This is a genomic window from Cellulomonas sp. NS3 (genome assembly GCF_024757985.1).
GTDB lineage: Bacteria > Actinomycetota > Actinomycetes > Actinomycetales > Cellulomonadaceae > Cellulomonas_A.
On sequence record NZ_CP103289.1, the window covers coordinates 1,709,523 to 1,731,431 of the forward strand.

Below are 21,909 nucleotides of genomic sequence, written 5' to 3' on the forward strand. Positions count from 1 at the left end.
CACGCCGGCTCACCGCCCGGTCACGCTCCACCGGCCCGCCGCGAGGTCGAGCAGGCGCGGCAGGATCACGTCGCCCGCGACGCGCAGGCCGTCGTGCAGGAGCTCGTTGGTCACCCACACCTGCGTCGCCCCCACGCGCGACGCGGTGTCGAGCGCGAGGTCGAGGTCGACGTACGGGTCGTCGTAGTACTGCGCCGCGGCCACGGGGACCTCGTTCGACGCGAGCCGGTCGGGGTCGTAGAGCGCGGGCCACGACGTGCGCGCGGCCAGCTCCTCGGCGACCGCCCGGAACGGCCGCAGCGACCCGATCTGCTCGTACATCCACGGGAACATCGCCTCGCCCGTCAGCAGGAGCGGCCGGGCACCGGGCGCGAACGCGTCCCGCCGCTCGTGCTCGGCCTGCGCCGCCCAGCCGCCCGCCCGCTCGCCCTGGTGGTAGATGACCTCCTGGAGCACCGCGTACAGCGGGTTGTCGACGAACGACGTCCCCTGTGCGAGCGCCGCGAGGAACGGGTCGGCGAGCTCGCCCGTGGTGTCGAGCGCGGTGTCGAGGAGCCAGTGCAGCGCGTCGACGCCGGTGCTCATGCCGAGCGGCATCCCGAGCAGCTGCAGCCGCTCGACGGTGAGCACGTCGCCGTCGGGCAGGTGGACGTCGCCGGCGGACACGCGGTCGGCGATCCGGCCGAGCAGCGCCACGTCCCTGGGGTACCGGCGCGCGAGCTCCCGGTTGCGGGCCGCCTGCCGCGGGTAGGTGCGCGCATAGGTCTCCTCGGCGCTCGCGGTCAGCGGCGGCAGGCCGCCCGTCACGAGGCACTCCGTGAGCGCCTCCGGGTGCCGCGAGAGGTACGCGAGCGTGACGAAGCCGCCGTAGGACTGCCCGAGGGTCGCCCAGCGCCGCCCCCCGTAGACGGTGCGCCGCACGTGCTCGGCGTCGGCCACGATCGCGTCGGCCCGGAAGCACGCGAGGTACGCCGCGCCCTCGGCGGGGGTCCCGAGCGCGGCCACCTCGCGGGCCGCGATGCGCGTCGAGCGACCCGTCCCGCGCTGGTCGAGCAGCACGACCCGGTGGGTCGCGAGCAGCGTCGTCCACCAGCCGCTCCCGAGCGGGCGTGGGCTCGCTCCGCCGGGCCCGCCCTGCAGGAACAGCAGCAGGGGGAGGTCCTCGCCGGCGCGGCGCGGGTCGACGAGCTCGCGCACGAAGACCTCGATCGGCGCGTACCGCTCGGGCGCGGACCAGTCGACGGGGACCGCGACGCGGTGCTCGCGCACCACGAGGCCGGGGACGGGGTACTGGGTCGACGTCGGCGCGGGCGCGCCCGTCCGGGTCATCGGGTCGAGCCCGACGCGACCGGTGCGGTGACCTTGGCGGCGCGCGCACCCCGCGCGACGGCGAGCGCCCAGCCGACGAGCGGCACCTGGAGCGGCAGCCGCCCCCACGCGACGACCCGCCGCGTCGTGATCCCGGGGGCCCCGCGGCGGGTGCGCAGCGCCATCGTGACGTTCCCGGGGAACACGGCGACGAGCAGCGCAGCCGTCGCGAGCGCCCCGGCGTTCCGGGTCCGCGCGGGCACGAGCGCGGCCGCGCACGCGAGCTCGGCGACGCCGCTGCCGAGCACCCATGCGCGCGGGTTCCCGAGCGGGCGGGGGATGAGCGGCTCGTAGACGCGCGGCACGACGAGGTGCAGCACGCCCGAGAGCGCGAGCACCGCGCCGAGCACGGCGGCGGACGCGGGGGAGGGCGGACGCGGCCGGGACGACGGGGTCATCGGGCCACGCTAGCGGCGGGCCCGCCGCGGTGGGCGGGTGCGGGCGTGCGGGTGCGCGACGCGCGGGGCAGGGCGGACCGTTCCCGGCTCGCTCCCGAGGGAGTCGGCGCGGGGGCCCGACGGCTGCCCGACGGTCAGCGCGGTGCGGGCGCCGCCGCCGCGGCGCGTGGTGCCGGGACGCCGTCCCGCCGCGCCGGTGCCACAGGTGCGCGCGTGCGGGTGATCTCCGCGATGACCGCCGGGATGCCCGCGGCGGGCCCGGGACGCGCGAGGCCGAACCCCTGCGCGGCGTAGCAGCCCATCTCCGAGAGCATCGCGAACGTCGCGTCGTCCTCGACACCCTCCGCGACGACCGACAGCCCGAGGTGCCGCGCGAGCTCGATCGTGGACCGGACGATCGCCTCGCTGGCACGGTCCTGCGCGATGCCGCCCACGAACGCGCGGTCGAGCTTGAGCCGGCCGACCGGCAGCCGGTGCAGGTACGCGAGCGAGCTGTGGCCCGTGCCGTAGTCGTCGACCGCGAGCTCGACACCGAGCCGCTCCAGCGCGTCCAGCGCCTCGAGCGCGCGCTCCGGGTCGCTCATCGCACTGCTCTCCGTGATCTCGAGCTCGAGCGCGGACGCCGGCAGCCCGTGGCGCGCGAGCGCGGCGCGCACGTCGGAGACGATCTCGGGGTCGAGCAGGTTCTGCGCCGCCAGGTTGACCGCCACCGCGATGTCGAGGCCGTCGGCGCGCCAGCCCGCGACCGCGCGCAGCGCCTGGTCGAGGACGTCGCGCGTGAGCGGACCGATCACGCCCGTGCGCTCCGCGGTGGGGATGAACAGGTTCGGGGTGAGCAGGCCGTGCTCGGGGTGCTGCCAGCGCACGAGCGCCTCGACGGCGAGGACGCGCCCGGTGCTGACCTCGACGATCGGCTGGTAGTGCAGCACGAGCTCGCCGCGCGAGATGGCGCCGAGCAGCGTGCCGCCCAGCGCGGGGGCGAGGGTGCTGGCCGAGCTCATCGAGGCGTCGTAGCGCGCAGGCAGGCGCGAGCCGCGCTTCGCGGTCGAGAGCGCGACGTCGCCGCGGTGCAGCAGGTCCAGCGGGTCCGTGCCGTCGTCGGGCGCGACCACGAGCCCGACGCTCACCTGGACCCGCACCTCGAGGTCGTCGAGCCGGACGGGACGGGCGAGCGCGTCGTGCACCGACTGCGCCAGGTTCATCGCCGTGCCGCTCCCGGGCACGTCGCGGAACAGGATCGCGAACTCGTCGCCGCCCGGCCGGGCCACCAGGCCGGCGTGGCCCGCGACGGACCGCAGCCGCTCGCCGATGCGGATCAGGACCTCGTCGCCGGTGCGGTGCCCGAACGTCTCGTTGATCTCGCTGAAGCGGTCGACGTCGACCAGCACGAGCGCGACGCGGGCCCGCGGTGCCGCGAGGGCGTCCCGGATCTCCCGGACGAGCAGCCGCCGGTTCGCCAGGCCGGTCACGATGTCGGTGTCGGCGGCGCCGCGCAGGCTCTGCGCCTGCTCCTCGAGCCACCGGGTCATGCGCGCCATCCGGATGAGCGAGAGCACCGTCAGGGCGACGGCCGCGACCGCGGCGGCCCACACGTCGACGGTGCCGCCGAGCACGAGCTGCACCACGAGCACCGTGGGCGCCATGAACACGGCGGGGCCGACGAGCATGAGCCGTTGGCGGCCCTTGCGCTGCTCGGGCTCGACCGCGCGCTCGGACATCAGGCGCATGCCGGGGTCGAGCGCGGCGGCACCGAACAGCGCGTAGGAGACGAGCCAGCCCGCGTCGAGCAGCAGCACGTGCTCCTCGAGCGCCGGCACGAGCGCCGAGAGCTGGAACAGCGCGTCGACCGCCATGAGCGACCCCGTCGCGCTCACGAGCAGGACCGACGCGGTCGACCGGGCCCCGGGCGCCGTCAGGAGCCGGACGAGGAGCCCGATCAGGATGATGTCGACGATCGGGTACGCCGCTCCGACGACGGTGCTCGCGAGGTCCAGCTCGGGGTCGCGCAGCGCGGGCGCGACGAGGGTGACCCAGGCGACCAGCCCGAGCCCGATGGACACGAGCAGGCTGTCGATCGCCGCGGTCGGGTGCCGCTCGCTGCCGCGGGCCCGCGCCAGCATGAGCAGCCCCGCACCGAGGAACGGGTACGCGGCGAGGTAGACGACGTCCGCGGCCGAGGGGTACGGGTCGGTCTCGAGCACGAGCTCGAACCAGGACCACAGGAAGTCCCCGACCGTCATGAGCGCGATGCCCACGGTCAGCAGGTACCAGGGGAGCCGGGCCGCCGGTGCGTTGCGGCTGATCCCGACGAGCATGACCGCGACGGAGAGGAAGCCGACGGACACGTAGACGATGCCGCGCGGGAACCCGAGGGGGAGCAGCAGGTGCAGCACGGCGACCGCGGAGGAGGCCGCGAGCCAGCGGGACCACGCGCTCCTCACCCAGATCACGCACCAATCGCATCGACGACGAGGCCCCACGTCGCCGGGGCACCGACCGCGCGGCGGCCGGACCTCGGCGGGTCCTTCGTGGAGGTGATCGGCCGGGGACGGCGGCGTGCGAGGTGTGCGCGGGGTGAAAGGTGCACGTCGGGCCGGTGCGGGCGCCCCGGACCCGACCGGGGAGCCCGTGACCGGTGGTGCCGGCGAGGAGCGCTAGCCGACGACCTTGAGGCCGACGACGCACCCCACGATCCCGAGCAGCAGGAGGACCCGCACGAGCGACACCGGCTCGGCACCGGTCGCCATCGCGTAGGCCACGGTCAGCGCCGCGCCGACCCCCACCCACACGGCGTAGGCGGTCCCCGTCGGCAGCTCGCGCATCGCGTACGCGAGCCCACCCATGCTCAGCACGAGCGCGACGGCGAAGACCACGGTGGGGACCCAGCGGGTGAGCCCCTCCGACCGCCCGAGCGCGGTCGCCCAGACGGCCTCGAGAACACCGGACAGGACCAGCACGAGCCAGGACATGACGATCTCCCTCGGCGCCGTCTTGTCGCACTCCGGGTACGGCGCACCTCGTCCGGGAACCCGTGGGGGCCCTGCCTCCAGGGTCGCACGCCCCCGCGTCCCGGCCCAGGAGGGGAGCGGTGAGGTCGGTCACCGGGGTCGGTCACCGGGGGCTCGGGGGCGCGCTGCTCCGGCACCGGACGAGGACCGGTCCCTGCGCCGCGCCGCCCACGGGGGCCCGCGCGGAACCGTCGGCGACGCGGCGCCCACTTAATGGATTCGTCCGCGGGCGCGTCCTGGCGCCGTCCCGCGAGCGCCCGTCAGGCTGCCAGTCCGGCCCGCGCGCTGTCCCCGCGCGTCCCGTCCCCAGCCCCCTCGAGAGGGAGACCTGCGCCATGACGACGCCGTCCGCACACCCGAACCGCCGCTCCCTGCTCGCCCTCGTCGCGGTCGCCGCGCTGCTCCTGGCCGGGGTCCTCGCCGCCGCGGCTCCGAGCCGCGCGGCCGCCTCGGCGCCGGTCCGCATCATGGCCCTCGGCGACTCGATCACGGGCTCACCCGGCTGCTGGCGGGCGCTGCTGTGGCAGAAGCTCCAGAACGGCGGGTACACGGACGTCGACATGGTCGGGACGCTGCCGACGCAGGGCTGCGGCATCGCGCACGACGGCGACAACGAGGGCCACGGCGGCCTGCTCGCGACGAACGTCGCCGCGGAGGGCCTCCTCACCGGGTGGCTCGCGCAGACGCGCCCGGACGTCGTCCTCATGCACTTCGGCACCAACGACGTGTGGAGCAACCGCTCGACGACCCAGATCCTCGCGGCGTACACGACGCTCGTGCGCCAGATGCGCGCGAGCAACCCGGCCATGAAGGTGCTCGTGGCGCAGATCATCCCCGTCGCACCCCCGACGTGCGGCGAGTGCGCGCAGCGCACCGTCGCCCTCAACGCCGCGATCCCCGCCTGGGCCGCCTCGCTCAGCACCAGCGCGTCGCCGATCACCGTCGTCGACCAGTGGACCGGCTGGAACTCTGCGGCGGACACGTCCGACGGGGTGCACCCGAACGACGCCGGCATCGTCAAGCTCGCGGACCGGTGGTACCCGGCGCTCGCGGGCGTGCTCGACGGCGTGACCCCGACGCCCACGCCGACCCCGACCCCGACGCCCACGCCGACCCCGACGCCCACCGCGACCCCGACGCCCACGCCGACCGCCGGCGCCGGCTGCACGGCGGTCTACCGCGTCGCGAACAGCTGGCAGGGCGGGTTCATCGGCGCGGTCACGGTGACCGCCGGCTCGGCGCCCGTGACCGGCTGGACCGTGACCCTCGCGCTCCCGGACGGCGGGGTCGCGAACGTCTGGGGCGGCCAGGCGAGCACGGCGGGGACATCGGTGACCGTGCAGAACGCCGCGTGGAACGGCTCGCTCGCCGCGGGCCGCAGCACCGAGCTCGGCTTCCAGGGCACCGGCTCCGGTGCGGGTGCGACCGTCAGCTGCTCTGCGCGCTGACCACGAACGCCGGCGCGCCCCGGGGTGCGCCGACGACCGGCGGGCGGACGCCGGTGGGCTGACAGGCGCAGGGCCCCGTCAGCCGCGGTGCCCCGGTCCTCACGGGCCGGGGCACCGTCCTGCGCCGGGGCCGGTGCGGTCCTGGGGCCGGTGGGGTGCTGCGACTCCGTAGGGCGCTGCGGCTGTGCATGGACGCCACCGGGCGCTTCCGGCGGCGGCACGCCGGGTCCACGGCCCGACCCCGGTCGAGGACGGGCTCGGCCCCGTGGTGACCAACGCGGCCGCGCGGACTCCGTGCCGCCGACAGGTGCCTGGAGACGACAGAACCGCCCCGGCCGAGGCCGGGGCGGTTCTGTGTGCTGGGTGCCGACCGGTGAGGGTCAGCGCGCCGATCCGAGGATCAGAGGGGCTGAATGTTCTCCGCCTGCGGGCCCTTCGGGCCCTGCGTGACGTCGAACTGCACCTTCTGGTTCTCCTCGAGCGAGCGGTAGCCGCTGCTCTGGATGGCCGAGTAGTGCGCGAAGACGTCGGCGCCGCCGTCGTCAGGCGCGATGAAGCCGAAGCCCTTTTCGGCGTTGAACCACTTCACGGTTCCAGTCGTCATGGTTGCTCCCTTGCGGGTTAGGGGACGACCCCGGGTGTCGGGGGCGATATCACGGTGTCGTCGTCCGCTCCCTAGAGAACGCAACGCCGAGGCTCAGCCCCGACGGTCAAGGACGTGCGAATCACAGTAACTCCGGGCACGACAATAGCCGGTGTGCGGCCCGGATGCGAGACCTGCTCGCGTGTCCGCTCCCCGCGGACCGCTCCGGACTCCCCAGTGTCCGCTCCCCGTGCGGGCGAGCGCGACTGCTGGAGCGGGTGATCACGCGCCGATCGGCCCGCGCGGCCGGGCGGACGGCCGCACGCGCGCCCCGCGCCGCGCCCGGCGGTGCGTTCGGCGGGTCCCGGGGTTCCGCCCGGACGACGTCCGCCGTACCGTCGGGAGCATGTGCCGGAACATCCACACCCTCCACAACTTCGAGCCGCCCGCCTCGCAGGACGAGGTGCACGCGGCGGCCTTGCAGTACGTGCGCAAGGTGAGCGGCTCGACCGTGCCGTCGCAGGCGAACCGCGAGGCGTTCGACCGCGCCGTCGAGGAGATCGCGCACGCGACGCGCCACCTGCTCGACGCGCTCGTCACGTCAGCGCCGCCCAAGGACCGCGAGGTCGAGGCCGAGAAGCGCAGGGCCCGGTCGGCCGAGCGGTACGCGACCGCCTGACCGCCGGACCCGCAGCCGGCCGGGCGACGGACCCCGCCGCCCGACCCGGGTGCGGTCAGGCGTCCCGGTGCGCCCGGTAGTACTCGATGAGCCCGCGCGTCGACGGGTCCTGCGCCGCGATGGCGTCGGCGTCGCCGGACACCGCAGGGGAGATCTGCATCGCGAGCACCTTGCCGAGCTCGACGCCCCACTGGTCGAAGCTGTCGATGCCCCACACGACGCCCTGGACGAACGTGATGTGCTCGTAGAGGGCGATCAGCTGGCCGAGCACGGAGGGCGTGAGCGACGGCGCCATGATCGACGTCGTCGGTCGGTTGCCGGGGAACACCCGCGCCGGGACGATCTCCTCCGCCACACCGTCGGCGCGCACCTCGTCGGCCGTCTTGCCGAACGCGAGCGCCTTGGTCTGCGCGAAGAAGTTCGACAGGAAGAGCTCGTGCACGTCGGCGTCGCCGTCCTGCAGGGGGTGCGCGGGTGTCGCGACGGCGATGAAGTCCGCCGGGATGAGCCGCGTGCCCTGGTGGATGAGCTGGTAGAACGCGTGCTGGCCGTTCGTGCCCGGCTCGCCCCAGAAGATCTCCCCGGTGTCCGTCGTGACGGGTGTGCCGTCCCAGCGCACGGACTTGCCGTTCGACTCCATCGTGAGCTGCTGGAGGTAGGCCGGGAAGCGGTGCAGGTGCTGCGCGTACGGGAGCACCGCGTGCGTGTGCGCGTCGAGGAAGTTGACGTACCAGACGTTGAGCAGCCCCATGAGCACGGGCACGTTCTGCGCGAAGGGCGTGCTGCGCAGGTGCTCGTCGACCGCGTGGAAGCCGGCCAGGAGGTCGCGGAACCCGTCGGGGCCGATCGCGATCGCGAGCGACGTGCCGATCGCCGAGTCGAGCGAGTACCGGCCGCCGACCCAGTCCCAGAAGCCGAACGCGTTCGCGGGGTCGATGCCGAACGCCGCGACCTTGTCGAGCGCGGTCGAGACCGCGACGAAGTGCTGGGCGACGGCTTGCGTGCGCGCCTGGTCGGTGTCCTCGATCGCGCCGGCCGCGAGGAGCTGCTCCCAGAGCCAGGTGCGGGCGAGCCGCGCGTTGGTCAGCGTCTCGAGCGTGCCGAACGTCTTGGACGCGACGATGAACAGCGTCGTCGTCGGGTCCAGGCCGCGCACCGTCTCGGCGAGGTCGGTCGGGTCGATGTTCGACACGAACCGGACCTCGAGGCCGTCCTGGACGTACGGCTTGAGCGCCTCGTAGGCCATGACCGGCCCGAGGTCCGACCCGCCGATGCCGATGTTGACGACCGTGGCGACGCGCGCGCCCGTGACGCCGGTCCACTCGCCGCTGCGCACCTTGTCGGCGAACGCGGAGACCTTGGCGAGCTCGGCCTGCACGTCGGCGTCGACGTCCTGGCCGTCGACGTGCAGCGCCGGGGACGCACCCGCGGGGCGGCGCAGCGCCGTGTGCAGCACCGCGCGGTCCTCGGTGACGTTGATGTGCTCGCCCGTGAGCATCGCCTCGATGCGCCCGGGGAGCCCGACCTCGTCGGCGAGCCGGACGAGGAGCTCGAGGGTCTCGTCGGTCATGAGGTTCTTGGACAGGTCGACGTGCAGGTCCCCGACCGTCCGGGTGAGGCGCGTCGCACGCTCGGGGTCGGTGGCGAACCAGCCGCGCAGGTCCGGCGTGAGCGCCGACCGGTGGGCCGTGAGGTCCTGCCAGGCGCTCGTGCTCGTGGCGTCGATGGGTGTGGTGGTCACGGTGCTCCCTCTCGCGATGTCGTGGCACCACCGTATTGCGGCGCGGGGGACCGGTCCTGGGACGTCCGCGCGCAGGGGCCGTGCGGGGCGGACGGGATGCGACGGAACCGACGGGCGCTGCCTAGAGTGGCGCGCATGAGCCGCCTGCCGACCGCCGTGATCGCCGCCGTGACCCTCGTCGTCGGCTTCGCCGTCGCCCAGGGGACCGGGGTGCGCTGGCTCGGCGGGGTCGTGCTCGCGGCGGGGCTGCTCTGGTGCGCGGCCCGTTCCGTCCGGCGGGCGGGGCCCGTGCGCACCGCGGGCGCCGGTGCCGTGGCGCTCGCGGCGTTCGCCGGCTCGCACGTGGTCGCGGACGTGCTCGGGCCCTGGCCGTCGGTCCTGCTGGCGGCGCTCGTCGCGGGCGTGGGCGTGTGGCTGCTCGTCGACCGGGCCGACGCGGGGCGTGCCGTCCGCGTGACGACGCACGCCTGACCGGTCCACGTCGGCGCCGGCCGGCCGGCCGGCCTGCGCTCACCGTCGGCCCGCCGGGTCCGGGGACGAGCGTGCCGGGCGGGGTCCCCGGCGGGCGGGTCCTGCGCCGGGTCGGGCGCGGCAGGATGGGCGCATGACGTCCACGCTGCCCCTCGTCGTCGCGTGCGGGCTCGTGACCCTCGACGTGCTGCAGGACGTCGACCACGTGCCGGCGCCGGACGAGAAGCTCGTCGCGACCCGGCTCGACGTGACGTTCGGCGGGCCGGCCGCGAACGCCGCGGCGACGGCGGTCGCGCTCGGCGTGCCGGCCCGGCTCGTGACCGCGCTGGGGTCGGGCCCGGTGGCCGCGCTCGTGCGTGCGGGCCTCGACGAGGCGGGCGTCGAGGTCGTCGACCTGCTCGACGGCGTACCCGCGTCGCCCGCCGTCTCGACCGTGCTCGTCACGCGCGGCACGGGGGAGCGCGCGGTCGTGTCCGTCAACGCGAGCGCGTCGGGCGACCTCGCACCCGCCGCCCGCTCCCGGGCCGCCGCGGTGCTCGAGGGCGCGGACGTCCTCCTCCTCGACGGTCACCACCTCGGTGCGGCGCTCGTGCTCGCCGAGGCCGCCCGTGCGCGCGGCGTCCCCGTCGTGCTCGACGGCGGCAGCTGGAAGCCGCGCACCGACGAGCTGCTCGGGTACGTCGACCACGCGGTGCTCTCGGCGGACTTCCGCCTGCCCGAGGGCCTGCGCGGCGCGGCGCAGGCCCTGACGGCCGGCGCGCCCGACGACCACGACCTGGCCGCCGTCGCGCTCCTCGGCCCGGCGTTCGTCGCGCGTTCGGCAGGACCCGGGCCGGTGCGGTTCCGCCGGCGGGTCACCGGTGCGCCCGACGCGGAGGTCGGCGCGGTCGAGCCGTCGACGGTCCCGGCCGTGGACGTCGTCGACACCCTCGGCGCGGGCGACGTGCTGCACGGCGCCTTCGCGGAGCAGCTCGCGCGCGGCGTCGACCCCGTGACCGCGCTGGCCGCGGCGACGCGGGTCGCGAGCCGTTCGGTGCAGGCGCGGGGTGCGCGCGGCTGGGTCGCCGGCCCTGCGGCCGGGAGGCGCTGAGCGCAGGCGAGCACCCGCGAGCACCCGTGTGCGTGTGCGGCCGTGCACACCGACCTGAGACGCCGCTGAGAAGGTCGGTTCGCGACCCGCCCCCCGGGCGGTGACCATGAGGCATGTCCGTCGCCGAGTCCGCCCGCACCCGCCTCGCGACCGCGCTGCTCGGCCGCGTCGCGGGCGACGACCACCGCGACAAGCACGACCGCATCCACTTCACTCCGGGTGACCGCTGGTTCGAGCCCGGCAGTGCGATCCAGCGCGTGCACGGCGACGCCTCGATGTTCGTCGGTGGCCTGCGCGCGCTGCTGCTCCAGTCGCTGCACCCGCAGGCCATGGCCGCGGTCGCCGGGCACTCGGGCTACCGCGGCGACCCGTGGGGCCGGCTGCAGCGCACCAGCACCTTCCTCGCCGTCACGACGTTCGGCACCGCCGCCGACGCCGAGCGCGTCGTCGGGCACGTGCGCGACGTGCACGAGCGCGTGCGCGGCAAGGACGAGGACGGTGTGCCCTACCGGGCCTCCGACCCGCACCTGCTCGACTGGGTGCACGTCGCCGAGGTCGACAGCTTCCTGCGCGCGCACCAGCTCTACGGCGAGAACCCGCTCGACGACGCCGGCTGCGACGAGTACGTCGCGCAGGCCGCGGTCGTGGCCCGCAAGCTCGGCGGCGCGGACGTGCCGACCGACGTCGCCTCGCTCGAGCGCGCCCTCGCCCGGTACCGGGGCGAGCTGCGCGGCACGCAGGCGGCCCGGGACGCGGCGCGGTTCCTGCTCGTGCACCCGCCGCTCCCGCTCCCCGCCCGCATGCCGTACGGGGCGCTCGCCGGGGCCGGCGTCGCGATGCTGCCGCGGTGGACGCGTCGTCCGCTGGGCCTGCCCTACGCGCCCCCGGTCGAGGCGACCGTGGTGCGGGCGTCGGGGCACGCGATGGTCCGCGCGATCCGGTGGGCGCTCGCCGACTTCTGACGGCCGGACGCAGCACGCCCGGCCCGCCGCAGGGGGGGTGCGGCGGACCGGGCGTGGTCCTGGGGTGACCCGAGGTCACCGCGGGGGTTCGGCGGGGTCGGGGTCGGGGGGCGACCCCGGCGTCACCGGTAGACGATCGTGGACGGGGTGTACCCGCACGCGGCGGACGGCCCGGAGGAGACCTTGCTGGGCTCGCCGGAGGTCACGCCCTTGTACTCCTCGCAGATCGCGATCTTCTTCGCGGGGTCCCCGACGATGGTCAGGCCCGAGAGGGTCGCCTTGTCGCCGAGGTTGGGGTTGATGCCGACGAGGGACTTCGCCGGGGCGGTGACGGTGACGTTCTGCACGACGACGGTGCGGGCGTGCTGCGTGGAGCAGTTGCCGCACGAGCGGTAGAGCTTGCCGATGTCGGAGACCTGGAAGTTCTTGATGACGAACGTGCCGGGGCCGTTGTGCTGGAAGACCTTGTCGCTCGCGGAGCGGGCGCCGCCGCCGTTGATCGTCATCGTCTGCGAGGCCGAGGTGCCCTTGAACGTCGCGGCGTCCTCGCCGACGTCCTCGAACCACACGTTCTCGACGGTGCACGTGCCGGTGCAGTGGATGCCGTCACCCGCGCCGGTGCCCAGGATGACGTTGCGGAGCACCGCGCCGTCGGCGAGCCTGAACATCGGCGGCTGGCTCTCGCCCTGGTCGCCGGAGGAGATGCCGTGGTAGCGCACGAGGCCCATGTCCTTCGTGCCGCTGATCTCGATGGTCGCCGAGACCTTCTGGGACGACGTCGGCGTGGGCCAGGCGCCCGTCGCGGGCGGCGGGGTCGGCCGCGCGGTGGCGGTCGGGGTCGCGCCCGCGGTCGGCCTGGGCGTCGCGCCGGCGGTCGGCCTGGGCGTCGCGCTGGCGGTCGGCGCCGGCGTCGTCGGGCTCGGGGCGCTGCCCTGGGCGACGAGCGTGAACTGCTGGTGGTTGGCGTTCGTGTCCGCCGCCTGCTCGAGGCGCGCGCCGTTCTCCTTCGACGCGCCGACGACCTGGAGCGCGAGGCCGCTCGCACGGCTGACGAGCTTGATGCGGCCGGACGAGCCGGCGGCGACCGTGAACTGCTGCGTCGCTGCGCCCGCGGGCGTCGACTGCGTCGCGAGCGAGCCCGAGCCGGTCGCGATGGTCAGGGCGAGGCCCGAGTGCCGCGCGCGCACCTCGTAGAACCCGCCGCCGACCGCGACGAACTGGAACTGCTGGTTCGTCGCGCCCGTGGGCGTCCACTGCGCGACGGCCGTGCCGGAGGCGGTCGAGGACCCGGCGACGTCGACCGCCTTCTTGCTGCGCCAGCTGACGAGCGAGTACCAGGCGCCGGTGTCGATGCCGGGCGCTGCCTGCGCGGAGCCGGCGACGGCCACGCCGCCGAGGGCGGCGACCGCGCCGACCACCAGGGTGGCGACGGCGCGGGACCAGGCCGACCGACCGCCTCGCGCACGTCGGGGATGCTGCATGTTCACGCTCACTACCTTCCGTCGTCCGCCACGCGGGGGCGCAGCGGGGGAGGCCGCGCTGAGGCAGGCCGCCGATCGGGGGAGGCGGCGACCGCACGCGGCGACGTCAAGGTAGACGGGCGTCCGGAATGCCGTCAATGACCGATGTACAACGTGAGAGATGTCTCACGGCAGGGCTCTGACCTGCGGGAGCGTGTCCACCCGCGTTGCGCGGCCGAGGGTGCGACGAACCGCTTCGACACGGGGCTCGGGGGAGCTCAAGACCCGTCAGCCGCCGAGCGCCTCGCGCACGAGCGGGGCGACGCGCGTCCCGAGCAGCTCGATCGCGCGCAGCGACTCCTTCTGCGGGACCCCCGAGAGGTCCATCTGGAACGCCTGCCGGTCATGGTGCAGCACCTCGTGCAGCGCGACGACGCGCTCGGCGACCTCCTCCGGCCCGCCCACGAAGTAGGCACCGCCCCGGGCCGCCTGGGACTCGAACGAGATGCGGTTCGGCATCGCGAACCCGCGCTCCGAGGCGATCCGGCGCATCGAGTCGTGCCAGTACGGGTAGAAGAAGTCGCGTGCGGCGCGCCCGTCGTCCGCGAGGAAGCCCATGCCCGCGACCGAGACCTTCCGGGTGGACGCGTCGTGCCCCGACTGCTCGTGCGCGCTGCGGTAGAGGTCGACGAGCGGCGCGAACTGCGCCGGCTGCCCGCCGATGATCGCGTAGCTGATCGGCAGGCCGAGCACGCCCGCGCGCACCGACGACTCCGGGTTGCCACCGGTCGCGACCGCGATGTCGAGGTGCCGGCCGCGGCCTGGTCGGTCGTACGGGCGCGGCAGCACCAGCGCGTCGTCCAGGGCGGGCCGGAACCGCCCCGACCACGTGACGCGCTCGTCGGCGTCGAGGCGGAGCAGGAGCACGATCTTCTCGTCGTACAGCGCGTCGTAGTCGTCGAGCGAGGCGCCGAACAACGGGTAGGACTCGATGAACGAGCCGCGCCCGGCGAGCAGCTCGACCCGTCCGCGCGAGAGCAGGTCCATGGTCGCGAACTGCTGGTACACCCGGACCGGGTCCTCGGTCGACAGGACCGTGACGGCGCTGCCGACGGTGACCCGCTCGGTCTGCGCGAGGGCGGCGGCGATGACCGTCGAGGGGGAGGAGATGGCGTAGTCGGGCCGGTGGTGCTCCCCGATGCCCACGTAGTCGAGGCCGACCTGCTCGGCGAGCCGCACGCGCTCGAGCACGTCGGCGAGGCGCTGCGCCGGGTCGGTGACCGCGCCGGTCACCGGGTCGGGGTGGATGTCGCCGAACGTGTAGAAGCCGAGTTCCATGGCGGCGACAACGCCCGGGGGTCCCGTGTGCTTCCCGCCGCCCGGGTCAGCCGCGCAGGAGGTGGTCCAGGGCCAGCGTCACGCCTGCCGAGACCGCACCGCAGAGCGGCAGGGCCCACGTCAGGAGGGTGTCCGCGCGGCGCGAGCGACGCCGGACCGAGGCGGGGTCCTCGAGCGGGCCGGCGAGGACGTCGGCGCTGTCGAGCGAGCCGCGGAGCTGGGCGACGAGGGCGGGGACGACGAGCACCGCCGCCGCCACGGCGGTGAGCGGGGCGGACGGGACGGTGGCGCCGACGCCGGGCAGCAGGTGCGCACCGAGGAGGCCGAACCCGACGGCGAGCCACGCCCCGACCTGCACCGCGACCCAGGCGAGCCAGGGGCGCGTGGTGCACCAGCGCACGAACGCCGTGAGGTGCCCGACGAGCAGGCCCAGGGCGACGAGCGCCACGAGGGCGACGGCGACGTGCGCGGCGCCGAGCCGGAGCGGCTCGTCGCGTGCCCAGGAAGCGGCCGACATCCCGACGAGGGCGACCGCGAGCATACCCACGGCGTACCGCACCAGCGTCGAGCGGCTCAGCTCGACGCCAGGAGTCGGGGTGGCGGAGCCGCTGGGCAGCCGGAGGCTCGCGGCGTGCTCCCGCGCCGGCCCGAACGCCTCCTCGGCGTCCCGGTCGGCGTCGGCGCAGAAGGACTCGACGTGCGCGAGCGCGTCGCCGATGTCCGCACCGGACACGTCGCGCTCGCGCAGCGCGAGGACGAGCTCGTCGCGCCAGGCCCGGGGGATCCGCTGGGTCGTGGTCATGGTGGCCTCTCAGCTCGGGGTGGTGGCGCGTGCGCCGGGTGCGGGCGGTGCGGGGGTGCCGTGGCCTGCGGAGCGGGCGACGACGGCCGCCGTCGTCGCGGCGAACCGCGTCCAGGCCGCCCCCTTCGTCGCCAGCGCGGTCCGGCCGAGGTCGGTCAGCGTGAAGTACTTGCGGCCGGGGCCGCCCTCGCCGGGCCGCCACTCGACGGTCACGGCCCCGGACTCCTCGAGGCGCGCCAGCAGGGGGTAGAGGGTCCCGCCCTTGACCGTCCCGAGGCCGAGCTCGTCGAGGCGCGTGGTGATCGCGTAGCCGTAGGTCGGTCCCTCGTCGAGCACCGCGAGGACGCACACCTCGAGCGCGCCGCGGAGCCACTCGCCCGGCCAGGGGTCGCCGGCGGGCGCGTGGGCCGGCGAGCGGGTCGCCGCGGCGTCGGTGGACACAACTAGAAGGTATGCCTGACTAGTCGGCGCGTCAACCTAGTCCGCTCGTGGCGCGGCGCGCGGACGCGCGGGGGACGGACCTCGGCGGTGTCGGTCCGGCGCCGTAGACTCGGACCCCATGAGCGAGCCCCTGCCCCCCAGCACCGGTCCTGACGACCCGTTCGGGGCGGACCCCGGCTCGGGCACCTCGACGAGCGTCCTCGAGCGGTCCGAGACGACCGAGCAGGTCGAGCCGGGCGACCACGAGCGCTTCGCCCACTACGTCCGCAAGGACAAGATCATGGCCTCCGCCCTGTCGGGGAACCCGGTGATCGCGCTGTGCGGCAAGGTCTGGGTCCCCGGGCGCGACCCCAAGAAGTTCCCGGTCTGCCCGGTGTGCAAGGAGATCTACGACGGCCTGCGCCCGCCGCAGGACGACAAGGGCTCCGGCGACTCCTCCGGCGGGAAGTGAGCGCGCCCCAGCGCCTGCCCTCCGTCCCCTCGACGCACGCGTCCACGTCGGCCGCGCAGCACCTGCCGCCGGCGTTCCCGGCGCGCGCGCCGTGGGGGACCGCGGGCAAGCTCCGGGCCTGGCAGGCCGAGGCGATCGAGCTGTACCGCACGCGCAACCCGCGCGACTTCCTCGCGGTCGCGACGCCCGGCGCCGGCAAGACGACGTTCGCGCTGCGGATCGCGACCGAGCTGCTCGAGGCCGGCGCGGTCCGACGCGTCACGGTGGTCGCGCCGACCGAGCACCTCAAGCGCCAGTGGGCCGACGCCGCCGCACGCGTCGGGATCACGCTCGACCCGAACTTCAAGAACGCCCAGGGCCGCCACGGCCACGGGTTCGACGGCGTCGCGGTCACCTACGCGCAGGTCGCGAGCAAGCCCGCGCTGCACGCCGCGCGCACGGGCGCCGCGCCGACCCTGGTGATCCTCGACGAGGTGCACCACGGCGGCGACGCGCTCTCGTGGGGAGACGCGGTCCGCGAGGCGTTCGAGGGGGCGACGCGGCGCCTGTCGCTGACCGGCACGCCGTTCCGCTCGGACACCGCGGCGATCCCGTTCGTGACGTACGAGCGCGGCGAGGACGGCATCCGGCGCAGCGCCGCGGACTACACCTACGGCTACGGCGACGCGCTGCGCGACCACGTCGTGCGCCCCGTCATCTTCCTGTCGTACTCGGGCGCGATGCGCTGGCGCACGAAGGCGGGCGACGAGGTCAGCGCGCGCCTCGGCGAGGCCCTGACCAAGGACATGACCGCGCAGGCGTGGCGCACCGCGCTGAACCCGAACGGCGAGTGGATCCCGTCGGTGCTCGCGGCCGCGGACCGCCGGCTGACCGAGGTCCGGCGCGCGGTGCCCGACGCGGGCGCGATGGTGATCGCGACCGACCAGACCGACGCGCGCGCGTACGCCGGGCACCTCGCGCGGATCACGGGGACGTCGCCGACCGTCGTCCTCTCGGACGACGACGGCGCGAGCGACCGGATCGACGAGTTCTCGGCGTCGGACTCGCGCTGGCTCGTCGCGGTGCGCATGGTCTCCGAGGGGGTCGACGTCCCGCGGCTCGCGGTCGGCGTCTACGCGACGAGCACCGCGACGCCGCTGTTCTTCGCCCAGGCGGTCGGGCGCTTCGTGCGTGCCCGGCGGCGCGGCGAGACCGCCTCGGTGTTCCTGCCGAGCGTGCCGCAGCTGCTCGTGCTCGCGAACACGCTCGAGGCCGAGCGGGACCACGCCCTCGACCGCCCGCTGACCGCGGAGGAGCAGGGCGACGACTACAACCCCGAGGACGCCCTGCTCGCGGCGGCGAGCTCGGCCCGCGGGGGAGCGGACGCCGTGGGCCCCGACGGGCTGCAGGGGTCCTTCGAGGCGCTCGAGGCGCAGGCGTCGTTCGACCGCGTGCTGTTCGACGGCGGCGAGTTCGGCACGGGTGCGGACGTCGGCTCCGAGGAGGAGCTCGACTTCCTCGGGCTGCCGGGCCTGCTGGACGCGGACCAGGTCACGACGCTGCTCCGGCAGCGCCAGGCCGACCAGCTCAGCGGCAAGCGGCGGCCCAAGGCCGGCGCGCAGCAGGAGGCCGAGCGCCTCGCGGAGATGGACCACCGCAAGCAGGCGGAGCTGCGCAAGGAGCTCGCGCAGCTCGTCGGCGCGTGGTCGCGGCGCAGCGGTCAGCCGCACGGCGCCGTGCACACCGAGCTGCGCCGCCGCTGCGGCGGTCCGGAGGTCGCGCTCGCGGACCCCGACCAGCTCGCGGCGCGCGTCGAGATGCTCCGGGGCTGGTTCGTCGGCAAGCGCTGAGCGCCCGGGGCGGCGCTCCGGGCGGCGGCCACGGGCTGCCGGGGTCCCGGCGACCCCTCGACGGAGGCGGCCGGCGCGATCGACCTCGCACCCGTCTCACATGATGGACAGGGGGTTGCGCTCTTTCATCAAGTTCTCATGTGTGCGTTCGTGCAGGTCAGGGCGCTGGACGCGTGACCACTTACCAGCGAACCGCGCGTCCGCAAGCGCAGCGCAGCGGATGCCGAGCCCGCACGCCGGTGCCACGGTTGAGCCGTCACCCAGCACCGGGTACCCCCGGTCAGCTGAAGCGAACGGCCTCCGGGTCGTCTGAACGGAAGGGGCGCATCATGCCGTCCTGGCTCCTGCTCATCCTCGTCGGCGTCGTCCTCATCGTGCTCGGGGTCGCGACCGAGATCGGCCAGTTCCTGCTGTGGATCGGTGTCGCGGTCCTCGTGGTCAGCCTGATCCTCGGCCTCGTCGGCCGTGGCCGCGGCGCACGCATCTAACACCTACGACGCGACGTCCGCGGCGGCGGTCCCCCCACCCAGCCGCAGCGTCCCCGTCGGAACCGCGGCCTCGTCCGCGGACAGGCGCCGGGCCCCCCGAGGCAGCTCGTCTCGGGAGGCCCGGTGTCGTTCTGCCGCCGTCCGGACGCCCGCAGCCCCGGTCCAGCGCGTGTCGACGGCACCGTGCACGACGAGCGGCACGTGCAGCGGCCGCATCGCCTGGTCGTCGGGGCTCCACGACGTCACGTCCGAGTCGGCGCCCGTGATCAGCAGCTCCTCGACCGCCCGGCCCTCGTCGTCGAGCCGGCGCGCCGCACCCTTGCGGCCCCCCACGCTCGTCTTGAGCCGCGAGGCCTTCGCGACCGGCTCGAGCGTCCCGTCCCGCCCCTCGCGCGCGACGAGCTTGTAGACCATCCCGCACGTCGGCGCGCCCGACCCGGTCACGACCGAGGTCCCCACGCCGTAGGAGTCGACCGGCGCGACCGCGAGCGAGGCGATGGCGTGCTCGTCGAGGTCCGAGGTCACGACGATCCGCGTCCCCGTCGCCCCGAGCGCGTCGAGCTGGGCGCGCACCTCGAGCGCGAGCACCCCGAGGTCGCCCGAGTCGAGCCGGACCGCCCCGAGTCCCGGACCCGCGACCCGGACCGCGGTCTCGACGCCGCGACGCACGTCGTAGGTGTCGACGAGCAGCGTCGTGCCGGGCCCGAGGGTCGCGACCTGCGCGCGGAACGCCGACTCCTCGTCGTCGTGCAGCAGCGTGAACGCGTGCGCCGCGGTCCCGATCGTCGGGATCCCGTACCGGCGGCCCGCCTCGAGGTTGGACGTCGCCGCGAAGCCCGCGACGGCGGTCGCCCGGGCTGCCGCGACCGCCGCGTCCTCGTGCGCGCGCCGCGAGCCCATCTCGAGGCACGGCCGCCCGATCGCCGCACTGGTCATGCGCGACGCGGCGGACGCGACCGCCGAGTCGTAGTTGAGCACCGAGAGCACCAGCGTCTCGAGCAGCACCGCCTCGGCGAACGAGCCCTCGACGACCAGCACGGGAGACTGGGGGAAGAACATCTCCCCCTCGGCGTACCCGTGGATCGACCCTGTGAACCGGTAGCCGGCGAGGAAGTCGAGCGTCGCCGCGCTCACGACGCCCGCCTGCGCGAGCCACTCGAGCTCGGTCTCCTCGAACCGGAAGTCGGCGAGCGCCTCGAGCACGCGGCCGGTGCCCGCGAGCACGCCGTACCGGCGCCCGGCGGGCAGCCGCCGCGTGAACACCTCGAACACGCAGTGCCGCGACGCCGTCCCGTCGTTGAGCGCCGCGTCGAGCATCGTGAGCTCGTAGCGGTCGGTCAGGAGCGCGGTGCTGCGGTGGCGGGCGGCGCGGCGGTCCGTCGCGGCGTCGGGCAGGGCGGCGGCGGTCTGCGGAGCGCTCATGGCGCAAACGTAGGCGGACGGGTGTCGCGCCCGCACCTAGAGTGGGCGCGTGGTCGCCCAGCTCGCTCCCGAGGAGACCGTCGCCGCCGAGGAGCAGACGGGGCTCGGCGACGCATGGGTCACGATCGTCTGGAACGACCCCGTCAACCTCATGAGCTACGTGAGCTACGTCTTCCAGTCCTACTTCGGCTACCCGCGCGCCACGGCCGAGAAGCTCATGCGCCAGGTGCACGAGGAGGGGCGCGCCGTCGTCTCGACCGGCAACCGCGAGACCATGGAGGTCGACGTGCAGGCGATGCACGGCTTCGGCCTCTGGGCGACGATGCAGCGCGGGGGGCAGTGATGCGGGGGTTCCGGCGCGAGCGCGGGGCGTTCGTCGCGGAGCTCGACGCGCAGGAGCGCGAGGTCGTCGCCTCGGTCGTCGCCGACGTCGCCGAGCTGCTCGGCGCCGCCCGCTTCGAGGACGGGCCGCCGCCGGAGACGGGCCACCCCGATCCGCTCGGCCTGCGGATGGACGAGGAGTGGGTCGCCCCGCCCGAGGACGCGGCCGTGCGCCGCCTGCTCCCCGACGCGTCGCGCGAGGACCCCGCGGTCGCCGCGGAGTTCCGGCGGCTCACGGAGGCGGACCTGCGCCGCACCAAGATCGCGCGCCTCGCGGCGGTCTGGCAGCAGCTCACGTCCGGGGACGGGCGCGGGGGCGCGCTCGTCGTGCAGCCCGGCGACGCGCAGGCGCTCGCCGCGACGCTGACCGACCTGCGGCTCGTGCTCGCGGAGCGGCTCGGGATCGTCGACGAGGAGGCCGCCGACGCCCTCTACGAGACGCTCGAGGCGGAGGTCGGGGAGGACGACCCCGCCGGTCAGGCGCGGCAGTACCTCGGGTCGGTGTACGCGGCGCTGAGCTGGCTCCAGGAGTCGCTGCTCGCCGTGATGCTCGAGGACCTGCGCCGCTCCCGCTGACCGGCCCCGGGCCTCCGGTGGCAGCCGGACCCGGCGCCGGGCCGCCGCCGACACGCACGCGAGCCGCGTCACACCCGCAGGGGACCGGTCCGTCGCGGCGGAGCGGTTAGGCTCGGCCGCGTGAACGACGCCCCGATCGGCATCTTCGACTCCGGTGTCGGCGGGCTGACCGTCGCGCGGTCGATCCTCGACCAGCTGCCGCAGGAGTCGACGCTGTACATCGGCGACACGCTCAACACCCCGTACGGCGAGAAGCCGCTCGCCGCCGTCCGGGCGCACGCGCTCGAGGTCATGGACGACCTGGTCGACGCGGGCGTGAAGATGCTGGTCATCGCGTGCAACACGGCCTCGTCGGCGGTCCTGCGCGACGCGCGCGAGCGGTACACCCAGCGCCGTGGCATCCCCGTCGTCGAGGTCGTCCTGCCCGCGGCCCGCCGTGCCGTCGCCGCCACGCGCACCGGGCACATCGGCGTGATCGCGACCCGGTCGACCGTCGAGTCCCGCGCGTACGACGACGCGTTCGCCGTCGCCCCGGGCGTCGAGCTCGTGACGCGCGCGTGCCCGCGGTTCGTCGGCTTCGTCGAGGCGGGCATCACCTCGGGGCCCGAGATCCTCGCCGCCGCGCACGAGTACCTCGACCCGGTGCGTGACGTGGGCGTCGACACCCTCGTGCTCGGCTGCACGCACTACCCGCTGCTCACGGGCGTCATCTCCTACGTCATGGGGGAGGGCGTCACGCTCGTCTCGAGCGCCGAGGAGACCGCGAAGGACGTGTACCGCACGCTCGTCGCGCACGACCTCGAGCGCGACCCGGCCGCGGGGCCGCCCGAGCACCGGTTCCTCGCGACCGGCGACCCGGCGTCGTTCCACGTGCTCGCGCGCCGCTTCCTCGGGCCCGAGGTCGGGGCCGTCGAGGACCGGCTCGCGCTGCGCTGGCAGGCGCACCGGTGAGTCACCGCGCGGGGGGCGCACG

General features: G+C 75.2%; 22 protein-coding genes and 1 riboswitch. Of the genes, 11 read left to right on the forward strand and 11 right to left on the reverse strand.

Annotation, left to right across the window (positions count from 1 at the left end):
* Positions 1-9 precede the first annotated feature (9 nt).
* The 4 genes from NXY84_RS07860 to NXY84_RS07875 all read right to left on the reverse strand — a co-directional run bounded on the left by NXY84_RS07860 (position 10) and on the right by NXY84_RS07875 (position 4,735).
* A complete protein-coding gene (locus NXY84_RS07860) occupies positions 10-1,329 on the reverse strand; it encodes an alpha/beta hydrolase (RefSeq protein ID WP_258726544.1) in 1,320 nt (439 codons plus the stop codon).
* Positions 1,326-1,766, reverse strand: coding sequence for a DoxX family protein (locus NXY84_RS07865; protein WP_258726545.1), 441 nt, complete (start codon positions 1,764-1,766; stop codon positions 1,326-1,328). The genes NXY84_RS07860 and NXY84_RS07865 overlap by 4 nt, the downstream gene beginning before the upstream one ends.
* A 134-nt stretch (positions 1,767-1,900) precedes the next feature.
* Positions 1,901-4,216 (reverse strand): putative bifunctional diguanylate cyclase/phosphodiesterase, encoded by a 2,316-nt coding sequence (locus NXY84_RS07870; protein ID WP_258726546.1) that lies wholly within the window; start codon positions 4,214-4,216, stop codon positions 1,901-1,903.
* 204 nt (positions 4,217-4,420) lie between these two features.
* Positions 4,421-4,735 (reverse strand): DMT family transporter, encoded by a 315-nt coding sequence (locus NXY84_RS07875; RefSeq protein WP_258726547.1) that lies wholly within the window; start codon positions 4,733-4,735, stop codon positions 4,421-4,423.
* An 11-nt stretch (positions 4,736-4,746) separates the two neighbouring features.
* Positions 4,747-4,810: riboswitch (guanidine-III (ykkC-III) riboswitch) on the reverse strand.
* A gap of 299 nt (positions 4,811-5,109) precedes the next feature.
* Between NXY84_RS07875 and NXY84_RS07880 the strand changes: the two genes are divergently transcribed.
* Positions 5,110-6,222 (forward strand): GDSL-type esterase/lipase family protein, encoded by a 1,113-nt coding sequence (locus tag NXY84_RS07880; protein WP_258726548.1) that lies wholly within the window; start codon positions 5,110-5,112, stop codon positions 6,220-6,222.
* A gap of 400 nt (positions 6,223-6,622) precedes the next feature.
* Here the strand turns inward: NXY84_RS07880 and cspE are convergent, their stop codons facing one another.
* Positions 6,623-6,826, reverse strand: coding sequence for a transcription antiterminator/RNA stability regulator CspE (gene cspE, locus NXY84_RS07885; RefSeq protein WP_034634923.1), 204 nt, complete (start codon positions 6,824-6,826; stop codon positions 6,623-6,625).
* 385 nt (positions 6,827-7,211) lie between these two features.
* Between cspE and NXY84_RS07890 the strand changes: the two genes are divergently transcribed.
* The gene (locus NXY84_RS07890) at positions 7,212-7,484 is read left to right on the forward strand and encodes a DUF2277 domain-containing protein (RefSeq protein WP_258726549.1); all 273 of its coding nucleotides are present in this window, start codon (positions 7,212-7,214) and stop codon (positions 7,482-7,484) included.
* Positions 7,485-7,539: 55 nt separating this feature from the next.
* Here the strand turns inward: NXY84_RS07890 and pgi are convergent, their stop codons facing one another.
* Positions 7,540-9,225 (reverse strand): glucose-6-phosphate isomerase, encoded by a 1,686-nt coding sequence (gene pgi, locus NXY84_RS07895; RefSeq protein WP_258726550.1) that lies wholly within the window; start codon positions 9,223-9,225, stop codon positions 7,540-7,542.
* A gap of 135 nt (positions 9,226-9,360) precedes the next feature.
* Here pgi and NXY84_RS07900 point away from each other — a divergent pair, with 135 nt between their 5' ends.
* The 3 genes from NXY84_RS07900 (at position 9,361) to NXY84_RS07910 (ending at position 11,748) form a co-directional block, all read left to right on the forward strand.
* Positions 9,361-9,696, forward strand: coding sequence for a hypothetical protein (locus tag NXY84_RS07900; protein WP_258726551.1), 336 nt, complete (start codon positions 9,361-9,363; stop codon positions 9,694-9,696).
* 133 nt (positions 9,697-9,829) lie between these two features.
* Complete coding sequence (locus tag NXY84_RS07905; RefSeq protein WP_258726552.1) at positions 9,830-10,786, forward strand: PfkB family carbohydrate kinase; 957 nt, start codon at positions 9,830-9,832, stop codon at positions 10,784-10,786.
* A 113-nt stretch (positions 10,787-10,899) separates the two neighbouring features.
* Complete coding sequence (locus NXY84_RS07910) at positions 10,900-11,748, forward strand: oxygenase MpaB family protein (RefSeq protein WP_258726553.1); 849 nt, start codon at positions 10,900-10,902, stop codon at positions 11,746-11,748.
* A gap of 122 nt (positions 11,749-11,870) precedes the next feature.
* Here the strand turns inward: NXY84_RS07910 and NXY84_RS07915 are convergent, their stop codons facing one another.
* The 4 genes from NXY84_RS07915 to NXY84_RS07930 all read right to left on the reverse strand — a co-directional run bounded on the left by NXY84_RS07915 (position 11,871) and on the right by NXY84_RS07930 (position 15,789).
* Complete coding sequence (locus NXY84_RS07915; protein ID WP_258727149.1) at positions 11,871-13,229, reverse strand: pectate lyase; 1,359 nt, start codon at positions 13,227-13,229, stop codon at positions 11,871-11,873.
* A 267-nt stretch (positions 13,230-13,496) separates the two neighbouring features.
* Positions 13,497-14,546, reverse strand: coding sequence for an LLM class flavin-dependent oxidoreductase (locus NXY84_RS07920; protein ID WP_258726554.1), 1,050 nt, complete (start codon positions 14,544-14,546; stop codon positions 13,497-13,499).
* A 46-nt stretch (positions 14,547-14,592) separates the two neighbouring features.
* Positions 14,593-15,348 carry a hypothetical protein gene (locus NXY84_RS07925; protein ID WP_258726555.1) on the reverse strand — a complete coding sequence of 252 codons (756 nt, stop codon included), beginning with the start codon at positions 15,346-15,348 and terminating at the stop codon, positions 14,593-14,595.
* A 9-nt stretch (positions 15,349-15,357) separates the two neighbouring features.
* On the reverse strand, positions 15,358-15,789 hold the full coding sequence (locus NXY84_RS07930) for a PadR family transcriptional regulator (RefSeq protein WP_258726556.1): 432 nt from the start codon (positions 15,787-15,789) through the stop codon (positions 15,358-15,360).
* 118 nt (positions 15,790-15,907) lie between these two features.
* Between NXY84_RS07930 and NXY84_RS07935 the strand changes: the two genes are divergently transcribed.
* From NXY84_RS07935 to NXY84_RS07945, 3 genes are all read left to right on the forward strand, one after another.
* A complete protein-coding gene (locus NXY84_RS07935; protein ID WP_258726557.1) occupies positions 15,908-16,240 on the forward strand; it encodes a DUF3039 domain-containing protein in 333 nt (110 codons plus the stop codon).
* Entirely contained in the window at positions 16,237-18,069 is a 1,833-nt protein-coding gene (locus tag NXY84_RS07940) for a DEAD/DEAH box helicase (protein ID WP_258726558.1), read from the forward strand. The genes NXY84_RS07935 and NXY84_RS07940 overlap by 4 nt, the downstream gene beginning before the upstream one ends.
* 329 nt (positions 18,070-18,398) lie before the next feature.
* On the forward strand, positions 18,399-18,557 hold the full coding sequence (locus NXY84_RS07945; protein ID WP_258726559.1) for a hypothetical protein: 159 nt from the start codon (positions 18,399-18,401) through the stop codon (positions 18,555-18,557).
* 3 nt (positions 18,558-18,560) lie between these two features.
* Here NXY84_RS07945 and NXY84_RS07950 read toward each other — a convergent pair whose 3' ends face one another.
* Positions 18,561-19,979, reverse strand: coding sequence for a nicotinate phosphoribosyltransferase (locus tag NXY84_RS07950; RefSeq protein WP_258726560.1), 1,419 nt, complete (start codon positions 19,977-19,979; stop codon positions 18,561-18,563).
* A 49-nt stretch (positions 19,980-20,028) separates the two neighbouring features.
* On the opposite strand from NXY84_RS07950, the gene clpS reads away from it, so the two are divergent.
* The 3 genes from clpS (at position 20,029) to murI (ending at position 21,887) form a co-directional block, all read left to right on the forward strand.
* Complete coding sequence (gene clpS, locus NXY84_RS07955) at positions 20,029-20,322, forward strand: ATP-dependent Clp protease adapter ClpS (RefSeq protein ID WP_258726561.1); 294 nt, start codon at positions 20,029-20,031, stop codon at positions 20,320-20,322.
* The gene (locus NXY84_RS07960) at positions 20,322-20,936 is read left to right on the forward strand and encodes a DUF2017 domain-containing protein (protein WP_258726562.1); all 615 of its coding nucleotides are present in this window, start codon (positions 20,322-20,324) and stop codon (positions 20,934-20,936) included. Before clpS ends, NXY84_RS07960 begins: the two co-directional genes overlap by 1 nt.
* A 120-nt stretch (positions 20,937-21,056) precedes the next feature.
* Positions 21,057-21,887, forward strand: coding sequence for a glutamate racemase (murI, locus tag NXY84_RS07965; RefSeq protein WP_258726563.1), 831 nt, complete (start codon positions 21,057-21,059; stop codon positions 21,885-21,887).
* Positions 21,888-21,909 lie beyond the last annotated feature (22 nt).